Origin of the sequence: Streptomyces sp. NPDC018610, from assembly GCF_044391765.1 — a bacterium.
Lineage (GTDB): Bacteria > Actinomycetota > Actinomycetes > Streptomycetales > Streptomycetaceae > Streptomyces.
On record NZ_JBISAL010000007.1, the window covers coordinates 370,217 to 383,021 of the forward strand.

General features: G+C 71.3%; 12 protein-coding genes. 3 read left to right on the forward strand and 9 right to left on the reverse strand.

Annotated features, from left to right (window positions below; translation table 11 throughout):
• Positions 1-82: 82 nt before the first annotated feature.
• From ccsB to hemL, 7 genes are all read right to left on the reverse strand, one after another.
• Complete coding sequence (gene ccsB / locus ACH5A8_RS20290; protein ID WP_399003762.1) at positions 83-1,189, reverse strand: c-type cytochrome biogenesis protein CcsB; 1,107 nt, start codon at positions 1,187-1,189, stop codon at positions 83-85.
• The gene (locus ACH5A8_RS20295) at positions 1,186-3,039 is read right to left on the reverse strand and encodes a cytochrome c biogenesis protein ResB (protein ID WP_399003764.1); all 1,854 of its coding nucleotides are present in this window, start codon (positions 3,037-3,039) and stop codon (positions 1,186-1,188) included. The genes ccsB and ACH5A8_RS20295 overlap by 4 nt, the downstream gene beginning before the upstream one ends.
• Positions 3,040-3,042: 3 nt before the next feature.
• Positions 3,043-3,804 carry a cytochrome c biogenesis CcdA family protein gene (locus ACH5A8_RS20300; protein ID WP_399003766.1) on the reverse strand — a complete coding sequence of 254 codons (762 nt, stop codon included), beginning with the start codon at positions 3,802-3,804 and terminating at the stop codon, positions 3,043-3,045.
• 6 nt (positions 3,805-3,810) lie between these two features.
• On the reverse strand, positions 3,811-4,476 hold the full coding sequence (locus ACH5A8_RS20305; protein WP_399003768.1) for a TlpA family protein disulfide reductase: 666 nt from the start codon (positions 4,474-4,476) through the stop codon (positions 3,811-3,813).
• 319 nt (positions 4,477-4,795) lie between these two features.
• A complete protein-coding gene (locus ACH5A8_RS20310; protein WP_399003770.1) occupies positions 4,796-6,100 on the reverse strand; it encodes a hypothetical protein in 1,305 nt (434 codons plus the stop codon).
• A gap of 281 nt (positions 6,101-6,381) precedes the next feature.
• A complete protein-coding gene (locus ACH5A8_RS20315) occupies positions 6,382-7,089 on the reverse strand; it encodes a histidine phosphatase family protein (RefSeq protein WP_396318950.1) in 708 nt (235 codons plus the stop codon).
• Positions 7,086-8,402, reverse strand: coding sequence for a glutamate-1-semialdehyde 2,1-aminomutase (gene hemL / locus ACH5A8_RS20320; RefSeq protein ID WP_399003772.1), 1,317 nt, complete (start codon positions 8,400-8,402; stop codon positions 7,086-7,088). Before hemL ends, ACH5A8_RS20315 begins: the two co-directional genes overlap by 4 nt.
• Positions 8,403-9,038: 636 nt before the next feature.
• Between hemL and ACH5A8_RS20325 the strand changes: the two genes are divergently transcribed.
• The gene (locus tag ACH5A8_RS20325) at positions 9,039-9,476 is read left to right on the forward strand and encodes a hypothetical protein (RefSeq protein ID WP_010353923.1); all 438 of its coding nucleotides are present in this window, start codon (positions 9,039-9,041) and stop codon (positions 9,474-9,476) included.
• A 39-nt stretch (positions 9,477-9,515) separates the two neighbouring features.
• Here the strand turns inward: ACH5A8_RS20325 and ACH5A8_RS20330 are convergent, their stop codons facing one another.
• Together ACH5A8_RS20330 and ACH5A8_RS20335 are read right to left on the reverse strand one after the other, a co-directional pair.
• Positions 9,516-9,926: an STAS domain-containing protein gene (locus ACH5A8_RS20330; RefSeq protein ID WP_399003775.1), complete on the reverse strand. Its 411-nt coding sequence runs from the start codon at positions 9,924-9,926 to the stop codon at positions 9,516-9,518.
• A gap of 91 nt (positions 9,927-10,017) precedes the next feature.
• On the reverse strand, positions 10,018-10,776 hold the full coding sequence (locus ACH5A8_RS20335; protein WP_399003777.1) for an IclR family transcriptional regulator: 759 nt from the start codon (positions 10,774-10,776) through the stop codon (positions 10,018-10,020).
• Between the two features lie 169 nt (positions 10,777-10,945).
• Here ACH5A8_RS20335 and ACH5A8_RS20340 point away from each other — a divergent pair, with 169 nt between their 5' ends.
• Together ACH5A8_RS20340 and ACH5A8_RS20345 are read left to right on the forward strand one after the other, a co-directional pair.
• A complete protein-coding gene (locus ACH5A8_RS20340; protein ID WP_399003779.1) occupies positions 10,946-12,166 on the forward strand; it encodes an FG-GAP-like repeat-containing protein in 1,221 nt (406 codons plus the stop codon).
• A gap of 219 nt (positions 12,167-12,385) precedes the next feature.
• Positions 12,386-12,793, forward strand: a complete 408-nt coding sequence (locus ACH5A8_RS20345) for a hypothetical protein (RefSeq protein ID WP_399003781.1) — start codon at positions 12,386-12,388, stop codon at positions 12,791-12,793.
• Positions 12,794-12,805 lie beyond the last annotated feature (12 nt).

Below are 12,805 nucleotides of genomic sequence, written 5' to 3' on the forward strand. Positions count from 1 at the left end.
CATCCGCGGGGCCGCGCAGCATGGCCGAGGCCGGTCCCCGTGACCTCTCGGGTCACCGGAACCGGCCTCGGCCCGAGCGGGCTCACACCCCGGCGTAGGAGTGCTTGCCGCCGACGAAGATGTTGACGCCGTAGTAGTTGAACAGCCAGCAGCCGAAGGCGACGAGCGCGATGTACGCCGCCTTGCGGCCCTTCCAGCCGGCGGTGGAGCGCGCGTGCAGGTAGCCGGCGTAGGCGACCCAGGTGATGAAGGCCCAGGTCTCCTTGGGGTCCCAGCCCCAGTACCGGCCCCAGGCCGACTCGGCCCAGATGGCGCCCGCGATGATCGTGAACGTCCACAGCGGGAAGACGGCCGCGTTGATCCGGTAGGCGAACTTGTCCAGGCTCGCCGAGGCGGGCAGCCGCTCCAGGACCGAGGTCGCGAAGCGGCCGGGCTTGCCACCGCCGGCCAGCTTGTTCTCGTAGGAGTCCTTGAACAGGTACAGCAGGGTGCCGACCGCGCCCACGTAGAAGACCGCGCCGCACAGGATCGCGGTGGAGACGTGGATGTAGAGCCAGTACGAGTGCAGCGCCGGGACCAGCTGGTCGCTCGCCGTGTACAGGACGGTGACCGCGAGGCCGAGGTCGAGCAGGACCGTGGTGGTCAGGAAGAGACCGAGCCAGCGCACGTTCTTCTTCAGGGCCAGCAGCGCGAGGTACACGCCGACCGCGACCGTGGAGAAGGTGATGTTGAACTCGTACATGTTGCCCCACGGCGCCCGCTCCACGGAGGCCGCGCGGGCGACGACGCCGCCCAGCTCCACCAGGAAGGCGAGCACGGTGAGGGAGACGGCGATCCGGCCGTACAGGTCGCCCTGCACGTCGCCGCCGTGCGCGCCGGGACCGTCGGGCACGTCGCGGGAGCCGGTGGCGGAGCGCACGACGACCTTCGGCCGCTCCAGCACGGCGGTGCCGCCGGCGGACTTCACCGCCACCGCGGGCGCCTGCGCCTTCGCCGCGCCGTCCTCCTTCGTCGTCAGCGCGGCGGCGGTGCGCGCCACCTTGCTGCGGCTGCCGAACAGCCATTCGGCGATGTAGGCGAAGAAGGCCAGGGTGTAGACGGCCATCGATGAGTAGATCAGCGTGTTGCTGATGTGCGCGAGATGCTCGTTGGTCGCCGTGGCGAGTTCGGTTGTGGCGGCGAGAGTCACTTGGTCTCAGCCCCTTCGGCGGGTACGGGGGTGTCGGCGTCCGGCCGGCCGGGGTCGGCGTCGGCCCGGGTGGGTGCCTTGTCGTGGACGAGGGCGGCCAGGGCGCCGACCTCCTCGGGGAGCTTGGCGGACTCGCTGCGGCCCAGGCCGGCCACCTCGACGACCGTCACGCCGTCATCGCCCCGCACGGCCCGCACCCACACGCGGCGGCGCTGGATGAACAGCGAGCCGGCGAGGCCCGCGATCGCGGCGAGGGCTCCGGTCAGCGCCCAGCCGGTGCCGGGCTGCTGGACGACCTGGAAGCCGGCCCACTCCTTGATGTCCTTCTCGAAGGTGATGGAGCCGGCGCCGTTCGGCAGGGTCATGGTCTCGCCCGGCAGCAGCCGGGACTTGAGGATGTCGCCCTTGGCGTCCTTGAACGGCTTCAGGTTCGGGTTCTTGGTGTCCAGCTGGTAGACGTTCTGCGGGGTGCCCGCGTCCACGCCCAGGTCGCCGTGGTAGCCGCCCAGCGCGAGGACGGGGAACTTCAGCGCCGGGAACTGGGAGAACATCGTTCCCTTGCCGGCGCCCGCGAAGGTCGGCACGAAGAACGCCGAGAAACCGAGCTGCTCCTTCTTGCCCTGCGGGTTCCGGTAGCCGTCGAAGACCTTGATGGCGCCCTGCGAGGTCTCGTTGGAGTCCAGCGGCAGCATCGGCACCGACTGGCGCAGGACCACGTGGCCCTTGCCGTCGCGCACGGTCACGGTCGGCGCGTAGCCGTGGCTGACGAGGTAGACCTTGGCGTCGTCGATCTCCAGCGGCTCGTTGACCTTGATGGTCCGGCGCTCGGAGGCGCCGTCGGCGCCCACGCTGTAGTCGACGTCCGCCTGGAAGGTGCGGGCGGTGCCCTTGTTGGGGCCGTCGGTCTCGTAGGTGGCGGTGAACTTCTTCAGGTCGAAGCTGAACGGCACCAGGTTGTCGTCGTCGAAGAGATTGCCCGACTTGAAGTCGTCGTACTGGGTGAGGGTGTTGGAGAAGCCGTCGCCCTCGACGATCAGCTTGTCGCCCTCGGTCTTGTAGAGCTGGCCCCAGCCGAAGGCGATCAGCATGACGATCAGCGCGATGTGGAAGAGCAGGTTGCCGGCCTCGCGCAGATAGCCCTTCTCGGCGGCGACGGCGTCACCGGCGGCATGGGCGCGGAAGCGGCGCTGCCTCAGGGCCTGGAGCGCGGCCTCGCGGACCTCCTCGGGCGCGGCGGCGGTGCGCCAGGTGGCGTACGCCGGCAGCCTGGTCAGCCGCTTGGGGGCGCCCGGCGGACGGCTGCGCAGCTGGCCGGTGAACTGCCAGGTGCGCGGCACGATGCAGCCGATGAGGGAGACGAACAGCAGGATGTAGATCGCGGAGAACCACGGCGAGCTGTAGACGTGGAAGAGGCCGAGCCGGTCGTAGATCGGCGCGAGCGTGGTGTGCGCCTGCCGGAAGGCGTCGACCTTCATGGCGTTGCTGCCGGTCTGCGGGATCAGCGAGCCCGGGATGGCGCCGAGGGAGAGCAGGAACAGCAGCAGCAGCGCGACCCGCATGGAGGTCAGCTGCCGCCAGAACCAGCGTGTCCAGCCGACGGCCTCGCGCCCGGTCCAGGCGAGCCGGCCGGCGAGGCCGGGGGCCCGGTTGCCGCCGAAGGATCCGGGGACGGACGTCTCGGTGGGGGCGGTGGACAGCTGCGAGCCGGCCGCGCCGAGGTCGTCGTCGGCGGACAGGGGGGTCTCGGTCCCGGGGACTTCGCCGGGGGGCGTGGCGGCCGGGGCGCCCTCGCCGGACGGCCCGGCGGTCGGGGTCTCCTCGGCGTCGGCGCCGGTTGTCGTCTTGCTCATGGATCAGATCCCCACAGTGAAGCCGTTGGACCAGGTCTGCGTCTCCTGCACCAGCCGGTCCCAGGCGCCGGTGAGCAGCAGCACACCGGTCACGATCATCATCGTCCCGCCGATGCGCAGCACCCAGACATAGTGACGCTTGACCCAGCCGAACGCGCCGAGGGCCTTGCGGAAGGCGACGGCGGTGAGCACGAACGGTATGCCGAGCCCGGCGCAGTAGGCGACGGTCAGCGCGGCGCCGCGCCCGGCGCTGGCCTGGTCGGAGGAGAGCGCCACCACGGAGGCCAGCGTCGGGCCGATGCACGGGGTCCAGCCGACGCCGAACAGGGCCCCGAGCAGGGGGGCGCCGACCAGGCCGGTGGCCGGCCGCCGGTGGAAGCGGAACTCACGCTGGGTCAGCCAGGGCATCAGGCCCATGAAGAAGACGCCCATGAGGATCATGAGCACGCCCAGCACCTTGGACAGGGTCCCCTTGTACTCCTGGAGCGTCTGCCCGAAGTACCCGAACAGCGCGCCGCCGCTGACGAACACGACGGTGAATCCGAGCACGAACAGCGAGGCGCCCACGACCATCCGGCCGCGCCGGGCCTCACCCAGGTCGGTGCCGGTGACCCCGGTCACGTACGAGAGGTAGCCGGGGACCAGCGGCAGGACGCACGGCGAGAAGAAGGAGACGAGCCCGCCGAGCACGGCGACGGGCAGCGCGAGCAGCAGGGCCCCGCTGAGCACCGTCTGGTTGGGATCAGTGGCTGCGGCCAGTAGCACGACGGCTCACTTCTCCGCGAGGACCGGGGCGAGCATCTTGCGCAGCTTCTCCTCGCTGAGCCCCTGCAGGGCGCGCGCCGCGATGTTCCCGTCCCGGTCGACGACGATCGTGGTCGGGATGAGCTGCGGGTTGAGGGTGCCCTTCTTGAAGCGGAGCATCAGCCTGCCGGTCGGGTCGTACAGGCTCGGGTAGGGCACCCCGAAGTTCTTCTCAAACTGCACGGCCGGCTGGCTGCTGGTGTCGCGGGTGTTGATGCCGACGAACTGCACGCCCTTGGCCGCGGTGTCCTGGGCGACCTTGACCAGGTTGGGCGCCTCGGCCCGGCAGGGGGCGCACCAGGAACCCCACACGTTGAGGACGACGACCTTGCCCTTGTAGGAGGCGAGGTCGAGCTGCTTGCCGTCGATGGTCTTGCCGGAGAGGTCGGGGGCGGGCTTGCGCTCGCCCTTCTTCACCGTCGCGATGCCGTCGGAGCCGGTGATGAAGTGGGTGTCGCCGGAGCCTCCGGAGGTGCCTCCGGAGCCGCACGCGGACAGGGCGAGCGCCGCCACGGCGGTCACGGCGGCCAGCAGTGCGGCGCGACTACGGGCACGGGTCGTGCGCGGGCGGTGCGGACGGGACGTACGGTTCGCCCGGTTCGAGCACTGGGGGGCGCGGCTGACGACACTCATGTGAAAAGTTTCGCATGCCTGTTCCGGGGATCTTGCCCGCCCCCCTCGCGGGTGGAGAACCGCATATCAGGCGCTGTTCGGCGCGCCCCGCGAGGCCGTGACCGCCACGGCCGCGATGCCGCGACCCGGGCGGGTGCGACGCCTTGGCCCGGGCGGCCGCGACGCCGTGGCGAGGCACGCGCGACACCGCGGCTCGGGGCGAACGCGACACCACGGCTCGGGGCGAACGCGACACCACGGCTCGGGGCGAACGCGACACCACGGCTCGGGGCGAACGCGACACCGCGGCGAGGCGGCTGCGACGCCGTGGCCGGCCCGGCTACGAGGCCGTGGCCGAGGCGCCCGCCGGGGTGCCGGTCCCGGCGCCGGCGGTGTCCTGCAGGAAGGTCTTCCAGCCGCCCGTGGGCTGCTGCCCGACCCCGAGGGTGCGCAGCTTGGCGAGCACCTCCGGCTTCTGCACGTCCAGCCAGTCGACGAACTGCCGGAAGGAGACCAGGCGTACGTCCGCGCCCTTGTCCCGCTCGGCCGCGATGTGCTTGAAGGCCTCCTCGACGGAGTCCATGTAGATCCCGCCGTTCCACTGCTCGAAGTGGTTGCCGATGAAGAACGGCGCCCGGTTCGTCCGGTAGGCCCGCTCGAAGCCCTGGATGTAGGACTGGGCGGACTGCTGCCGCCAGCCCGGGTAGTTGGCGGGCGGCGCCTTGGTGGAGTTCACGGACTGGTTGGCGAGCATGTTGTAGTCCATCGAGAGGACCTGGAACTTGTGTCCGGGGAAAGGTATCTGCTGGAGCGGAAGGTCCCAGATGCCCTGCTTCTTCGCCGGCCACACCTGCAGGCCGCCGGGCGAGGAGGCGTCGTAGCGCCAGCCGAGCTCGCGGGCGGTGGGCAGCAGGTTGTCCTGGCCGAGCAGACAGGGGGTGCGGCCGCCGGCCAGCTCCTTGTCGTAGTCGAAGGGCAGCGCGGGCAGGTCGTGCCAGCCGGTGTTGGTCTTCCACTCCTTGACGAACGCCTTGGCCTGGTCGATCTCGCTGCGCCACTGCTGTGGCGTCCACCACTTGACGGAGGTGTGGGCCTCGCCGCAGAAGTGGCCGTTGAAGTGGGTGCCGATCTCGTGGCCCTCGAGCCAGGCGCGGCGGACGTTGGTGAGCGTGGCCTTGATGTGGTCGTCGGCGAGGTAGCCGATGTCGGAGGCGCCGCGCCGGTTGTTCGGCGGGTTGTACATCCGCTTCTTCGACTCCGGCAGCAGGTAGAGCCCGGAGAGGAAGAAGGTCATGCCCGCCTGGTGCTGCTTGGCCAGGTCCAGGAAGCGCGGGAAGAGGCCGTTGCCGACCTCGCCGGCGCCGTCCCAGGAGAAGATGACGAACTGCGGCGGGGTCTGGCCCGGCTCCAGCGGCACCGGCTTGGCGGGCTGGTGCGGCTGCTTGCCGGTGAACGAGGTGGAGCCGTCGCCGATGAGGCGCGCGGGGGCCTGCGTCCCCTTGCCCTGCGAGCCCTTGTCCGACCCGGAGTCCCCCGCGTGGTGCGAGCCGCCCGAAGACTTCTCGCCGCCGCAGCCGGCCAGCGAGACGGCGGCCGCGGTGCCCGCGCCGAGGCCGAGTATTCCCCTCCGGGAGAAGGTGCGCATGAGATCCCCGATCCGTCACGTCCTCTGATGTGGTCACCCACTCAGAGGCCGTGACGGAAAGGACGGTTGCGCGGATCGATATGAATTTCACAACAAATGCATGGAAACTGTTCATATGTGACCGAGGGCTTACAGCGGTCTTACGCACCGTATGCCAAGCGGCGTCGCGCGTTCCGCATCTCGCGCGCCCCCGCGCACTCTCCGCGCCGGCCGTGCCCTCCGGCCGTGCCCTCCGGGCGGGCGCCCGGGGAACGGGAACCGTCCGCCCGGGTGGACAGTCCCTAGGCCCCGAAGGCCTTGCCCTGTCCCTTCACCGGCTTGGCGCCCGCGAGGAGATGAGCCGGCACCAGATCCCGGGCCGGTTCGCTGTAGCCGACGGAGACGATCCGGTCGCCCTGGTACGTGAACGTCGTCAGCGAGGCGAGCGTGCACTGCCGCTTGCGCGGATCATGCCACAGCCGCCGCCGCTCGACGTAGGAGCGCACGATCCAGATCGGCAACTGGTGGCTCACCAGCACCGCTTCGCGCCCGCGCGCCTTGTCCTTCGCCGCGTTCAGCGCGCCCATCATGCGCACCACCTGGTCGACGTACGGCTCGCCCCAGGACGGCTTGAACGGGTTGACGACGTGCTTCCAGTTGGCGGGCCGGCGCAGCGCGCCGTCGCCGATGCCGAAGGTCTTGCCCTGGAAGACGTTCTCCGCCTCGATCAGCCGCTCGTCGGTGTCGAGGTCGAGCCCGTGCGCCTTGGCGATCGGCGTCGCCGTCTCCTGCGCCCGCTCCAGCGGGGAGGCGACGACGTAGGTGACGTCGCGGGGCGCGAGGTGCTCGGCGACCCGCTCGGCCATCTGCCGGCCGAGCTCGGACAGGTGGTAGCCGGGCAGCCGCCCGTACAGCACCCCGGTCGGGTTCTCCACCTCGCCGTGGCGCATGAGGTGGACGACGGTGACGTCGTCGTTCCTGGCCTCGGCGCCCATGGTCTCCTCGCTCATGCCGTCGCCTCCGCAGCCGCCCGGGCCGCCGCCGGGAGGGCGTCGGCGATCCGCTGGAGGGCCTGCTCGTCGTGGGCGGTGGAGACGAACCAGGACTCGAAGGACGACGGCGGCAGGTAGACGCCGTTCGCCAGCATCGCGTGGAAGAAGGCGGTGAAGCGGTACGACTCCTGCGCCTTGGCGTCGTCGTAGTCGCGCACCGGCCGGTCGGTGAAGAACACCGAGAACATGTTGGAGGCGTTCTGCAGGGTGTGCGCGACGCCTTCCTTGGTCAGGGCCTCGGAGACCAGGGCCTGGATCTGCTGCGAGACGGCGTTCACCTTGGCGTAGGCGGCGTCGTCGAGCAGGCGCAGCTGCGCGAGGCCGGCGGCGGTGGCGACCGGGTTCCCCGAGAGGGTGCCCGCCTGGTAGACGGGGCCGGCCGGGGCGAGGTGCGCCATGACGTCGGCGCGCCCGCCGAACGCGGCGGCCGGGAACCCGCCGCCCATCACCTTGCCGAAGGTCATCAGGTCGGGCTCGACGCCGTCGACGCCGAACCAGCCGGCGCGGCTGGTGCGGAACCCGGTCATCACCTCGTCGGAGATGTACAGCGCGCCGTTGTCCCGGCAGATGTCCTTAAGCCCCTGGTTGAAGCCGGGCAGCGGCGGCACGACGCCCATGTTGCCGGGCGAGGCCTCGGTGATCACGCAGGCGATCTCGTCCGGGTGGGCGGCGAAGGCGGCCCGCACGGCGTCGAGGTCGTTGTACGGCAGCACGATGGTGTCGCCGGCCTGCGCGCCGGTCACGCCGGGCGTGTCGGGCAGCGCGAAGGTGGCGAGGCCGGACCCGGCCGAGGCGAGCAGGGAGTCGACGTGGCCGTGGTAGCAGCCGGCGAACTTGACCACCTTGGCGCGCCGCGTGAACCCGCGGGCGAGCCGGATGGCGGACATGGTGGCCTCGGTCCCGCTGGAGACGAGCCGGACCTGCTCCAGCGGCGCGATGCGCGCCACCATCTCCTCCGCGAGGGCGACCTCGCCCTCACCGGGCGTGCCGAAGGAGGTGCCGCGCGCGACGGCCTCCTGCACGGCGGCGATCACCTCGGGCCGGCCGTGGCCGAGGATCATCGGCCCCCAGGAGCACACCAGGTCGACGTACTCGCGCCCGTCGGCGTCCTTCAGATACGGGCCGCTGCCGGACACCATGAACCGGGGCGTGCCGCCCACGGCGCGGAAGGCACGCACCGGCGAGTTCACACCGCCGGGCGTGACGGCCGCCGCACGGTCGAACAGCGCCTGCGAGACGGGGGCTTCGTATGGATATGGCAGTTCGCTCATGACCTGCGGCTTCTCCGATTTCTCGGCGGTTTCTCATAAATCCGGTGGGCAGTGACCTGTTCAGGGTAGGCCAGCGGGCCGAAGGCCCCGGGGCCCTGGTGTCCGTGGGGGCCGGAACCCTGGCGCCCGTGGGGGCCGGGACGCCGGCGCCCGTGGGCGTCCGGTGCCTCGGGACCGGGAACCCGGACACCCGAAGAAGCGGATTCGTCGCCGCCCATCTGAGAAACTGGGCTCCTCGTACGTATGGACAGGGCGAAGGGTCGTGTCAGGGTCGTGTCCAAGACGTCTCGAGGGCCGCGAGGATCTCGCGGGCGGAATGTTTCGGCGTACGTTTCGGCGTGCGGCCGTGGGGGAGGTCACTGACACGATGATCGGGTTGCGCGGCGGGGACCACGCGTCCTAGAAAAGCAGTCGGGTGGAGATATGCATCGCGGTGGCGGACTGGGCGAGGGGACTGATGACCTGGGTCCTCGACGTGCCCGGCGGGGAAGGCACCGACGCGAGGCGGAGGAAGCGGCCGAAGCACGTCAGGAACAGGGCGTACCGAGTGAGCCCGAGCGGCTCGACCGGCGCGTCGATCACCGGATCGATCGCCGCGCCGACCGTCTCCGGGCCGGAAGCAGGAATGGTGGTCGGGTGGGGGTGACGTACAAGTACTTCGGCGCGCCCGACGGCGCGACCGCGGCCCGCGTCCCGATCTCGATGCGTCCCGAGGAGCTCGGCGGCGACGAGCTCGGCATGAACGGCATGTTCACCAAGATCAAGCCGGAGACGATGGCCGCGATGGTGCTGACCGGCATCGAGGGCGTCCCCCTCCACAAGGTCCCGCCGCTGGAACTGGTCGTCCTGCACCCCGACTACGCCGTCGTCAAACTCCCCATGACGGTCGTCGACCCCCTGCGCGACATCGGCGAGGAGGCGGTCGGCGCGGCCGCCTTCATCTGGTCCACGGTCCCGGACCGCGGCGGCCCCCGCGACGCCTTCAACGTGTACCAGCTGCTGCACGAGTGGCAGGACTTCAGCCACCGGCTGCACGAGGCGGGGCATCAGCCCTACTGCCTGGTCTGGCCCTGAGCTTGTCGAAGGCGTGCGGTGCGGGGTCCCCCGGGAGTGTCAGTCCCGGAAGTGGGGCCATCCCTCCAGGCCGTGGCCCTCGGGGGGCCGGCGGGTGGCCTCCGCGGATGAGGGGTGGAAGGTGTAGACGGCGTGCAGGCCGCCGGCCTTGAAGACCTTGAGGATCCGGGGGTCGGCGCAGGCCAGGAGCAGGGAGCCCGAGCGTGCCCTCAGGCGCTTGGTGATCGCCACGATCAGGCCCAGGCCCATGGAGTCCATGAACGTGACGTCGCACAGGTCGAGGACGAAGTGCCGGTGGCCCTCCTCGACGAGGCGGAGGACGGCTTCGCGGATCGCGGGGACGGAACAGACGTCCACCTCGCCGGTGACGCCGACGACGGTCCAGCCGTTCGCCGTGCCGTGGACGAGGTGGTCGTCCTTGTTCAGGGTGAGCTGTGTGGGTGTCCGCACTCCGCGCCCTCTGCCTCTCTCGCCGTCCGTCCGGAATGTCTCGTATTTCCAGTGAACGGCCTCCGGGCGCCAGGTCACAAGGGCGCGAGTTTCAGATAGTGAGCGAGAGCCCCCTGGTCACCCGGTTCGCCGCGGTCAGCAGCCGTACGGAGGCCTCCCCGATCCTGGACGAACGGTCCGCCCTGAGCGAGATGCCCAGGGACCCGAGGGTGTCGCCCCGGTACACCGGCACCGCGACGCAGACCACCCCGAGGGAGTACTCCTCCAGGTCGGTGACGGCCGGGGCGTCGGAGACCGCGTCGAGCCGGCGCAGCAGCTCCTCACGGTGAGTGACCGTCCTGGGCGTGAGGTCCGCCAGCGAGTGCCGGGACAGGTACTCCTGACGCGCCTCGTCGTCCAGCTCACGCAGCACGCACTTGCCCAGCGCGGTGGCGTGGCCCGCGTCCTCGAAACCCACCCACAGCTCGGCGCGCGGGGCGCGGGGCCCGTCGACGATCTCCGCCACCCGGATCTCGCCGTCCTCGTAGAAGGTGAGGTACGCGGCGGCGGACAGGTCGTCCCGCAGGGAGCCCAGCATCGGGCGGACGCGGCTGAGCAGCGCCTGGGTCCGGCTGACGGTGTGCAGCGACCCCAGCCGCTCGCCGAGGACGAAGGAGCCGTCCTCCAGTTTCCGCACGTATCCGTCGTGGGCCAGGGTGCGCAGCAGGTGGTAGGCGGTGGCCGGCGCCAGCCCCGTCTCCCGCGCCAGCTGCTTGGCCGGCGCGCCGCCTTCATGGGCCCCGACCGCCTCCATCAACCGGAAAGCCCGCTGCACGGATGTGATGAGCGTGGGGCCTTCGCGAGCGCCCATACCTCCACGGTGCCCGCGGCGGCGGCTCGGGGCAAGCCGCGGGGGCGGTCACGGGCGTGGGCGGCGGGCTGAGGCGGGCGGTGCGTCGCCCCCCCGCTTCCGTAAAGGAACTCCCCGAGTCGGTAAAGACGGGCTAAAGTGCGAGCGATCATCCAAGGGAGGGATGCATATGGGGAATCGTTTCACCCGGAGCGTGGCGACGCTGGCCGGTCTCGTGCTCGCCGGCACCGGTGTCGCCGCGGTGAACGCCACTGAGGCGGCGGCCAGTTCGTACGACTGTCCGGCCGGCTACTGGTGCGGCTGGGCGAACCAGAACGCGACCGGGTCGATGTACAAGACGAACAAGAGCGTCGCGGACCTCGGCAGCTGGGACAACAAGATCCACTCGTACGTCAACCGTACGAAGTCCATCGCCTGCGTCTACGACGAGAAGAACTACACCCCCTGGGGCGGCTACTTCCCCGCGGAACCCGACGACGCCGGCGAGTACGGCGCGTCCCCCACCGCGACGATCAGCTCGGTCAAGTTCGTCCCCACCGAGCGCGAGTGCTCCCAGGACCCTTACCCGGGCTGGGCGGCCGAGGTCGCGCCCAGGTCGCTGGGCTTCGGTGACATGAACGGCGACGGCAGGGCCGACGTGCTCGCCCGCGACAAGGTGGGGCGGCTGTGGCTGGCCTCCGGCGCGGGTACCGGCAAGCTGATCGGCTCGGGCGGCTGGAACGCCATGAACGCCCTGACCCGGCACGGTGACTTCAGCCGGGACGGCCGCGAGGACCTCATCGCCCGCGAGGCCTCCACCGGCAAGCTCTGGCTCTACCCCGGCACCTCCACCGGCGCCCTCGGCGCGCGCAAGCTCATCGGCACCGGCGGCTGGAACGCCATGCGCGAGATCAGCGCCGTCGGCGACCTCACCGGCGACGGCCGCGCCGACCTGATCGCCGCCGAGAAGTCCACCGGCAAGCTGTGGCTCTACCCCGGCACCTCCACCGGCGCCCTCGGCGCGCGCAAGCTCATCGGCACCGGCGGCTGGAACGGCATGAACGCGCTGACCGGCGTGGGCGACATGAACGGCGACGGACGCCCCGACCTCTACGCCCGCGAGGCCTCCACCGGCAAGCTCTGGCTCTACCCGGGCCGCGCCTCCGCCCTCGGCGCTCGCGTCCTGGTCGGCAACGGCGGCTGGAACTCGATGGCGCAGCTCATCGCGGTCGGCGACTTCTCCGGCGACGGCCGCCCCGACCTGGCCGCCGTCACCAACGAGAAGTACGTGATCGACGGCTACGCCGGCAACCTCGGCTGGCTCGTCACCTACCAGGGCCGCGGCAACGGCCTCCTGGCGGGCGGGCAGCGCACCAACGGCGAGTGGTGGGGCCTGAACGGCTTCTGCTAGCCCGCGTCATTCCCACGGCGCCCGCAGGGTACGGCCCTGCGGGCGCCGTGCCGTGCCCGGTCACGCGGGCTGGGTCATCCCTCCGGGCGATGGCCGGTTTCACCCCTGGGCGAGCCACTACGTACTGTAGGGCTCCGTCGCATTCCATCTGCCGACGGGGGATCCATGCGGGAAGCGCGTTGTCCGGCGCCCGGCGCCGCGACCGGGACGAGGTCGGGCGTGCGAGGCGGCGGCGAGTCCGAGGGCGCGCTCGGGCCGACCGTCGCCGTGCTCGTCGTGAGTCTGACGATCGCCGCCGTCGGCGTGTACGAGCTGTGCGGGTTCGGGCTGCACATCCTCAATCCCCGGCCCCGGCTGTTCAACAACGGCTTCGCCACGGCCGGGGTGATCGTCGCCGTCGTGGCGGCCGGCGCGGCCGTGGGGAACCTGGTGTGGCTGCTGACCGCGCCCCTCAGACGCGACGACCAGGCGCCGGCCTTCGCCGCCCCGCTCCAGGACGGCGTCGACGCCCCCTCCGCGGACACCGCCTCCGCGTGCACCGTCGCCGCGGACTCCGCCTCGGGCGGCACGGCAGCGGACGGCGCCGCTTCCGCCGGGGGCGAGCCGGGCGGCGGGAACCGGCCCTGACGCCAGGTCCGT

Coding starts and splice junctions, on each gene's coding strand:
- ACH5A8_RS20295 (WP_399003764.1), bottom strand. CDS start 3,039: ATGAGCAAGACGACAACCGGCGCCGACGCCGAGGAGACCCCGACCGCC.
- ACH5A8_RS20305 (WP_399003768.1), bottom strand. CDS start 4,476: ATGAGTGTCGTCAGCCGCGCCCCCCAGTGCTCGAACCGGGCGAACCGT.
- ACH5A8_RS20310 (WP_399003770.1), bottom strand. CDS start 6,100: ATGCGCACCTTCTCCCGGAGGGGAATACTCGGCCTCGGCGCGGGCACC.
- ACH5A8_RS20315 (WP_396318950.1), bottom strand. CDS start 7,089: ATGAGCGAGGAGACCATGGGCGCCGAGGCCAGGAACGACGACGTCACC.
- hemL (WP_399003772.1), bottom strand. CDS start 8,402: ATGAGCGAACTGCCATATCCATACGAAGCCCCCGTCTCGCAGGCGCTG.
- ACH5A8_RS20335 (WP_399003777.1), bottom strand. CDS start 10,776: ATGGGCGCTCGCGAAGGCCCCACGCTCATCACATCCGTGCAGCGGGCT.
- ACH5A8_RS20340 (WP_399003779.1), top strand. CDS start 10,946: ATGGGGAATCGTTTCACCCGGAGCGTGGCGACGCTGGCCGGTCTCGTG.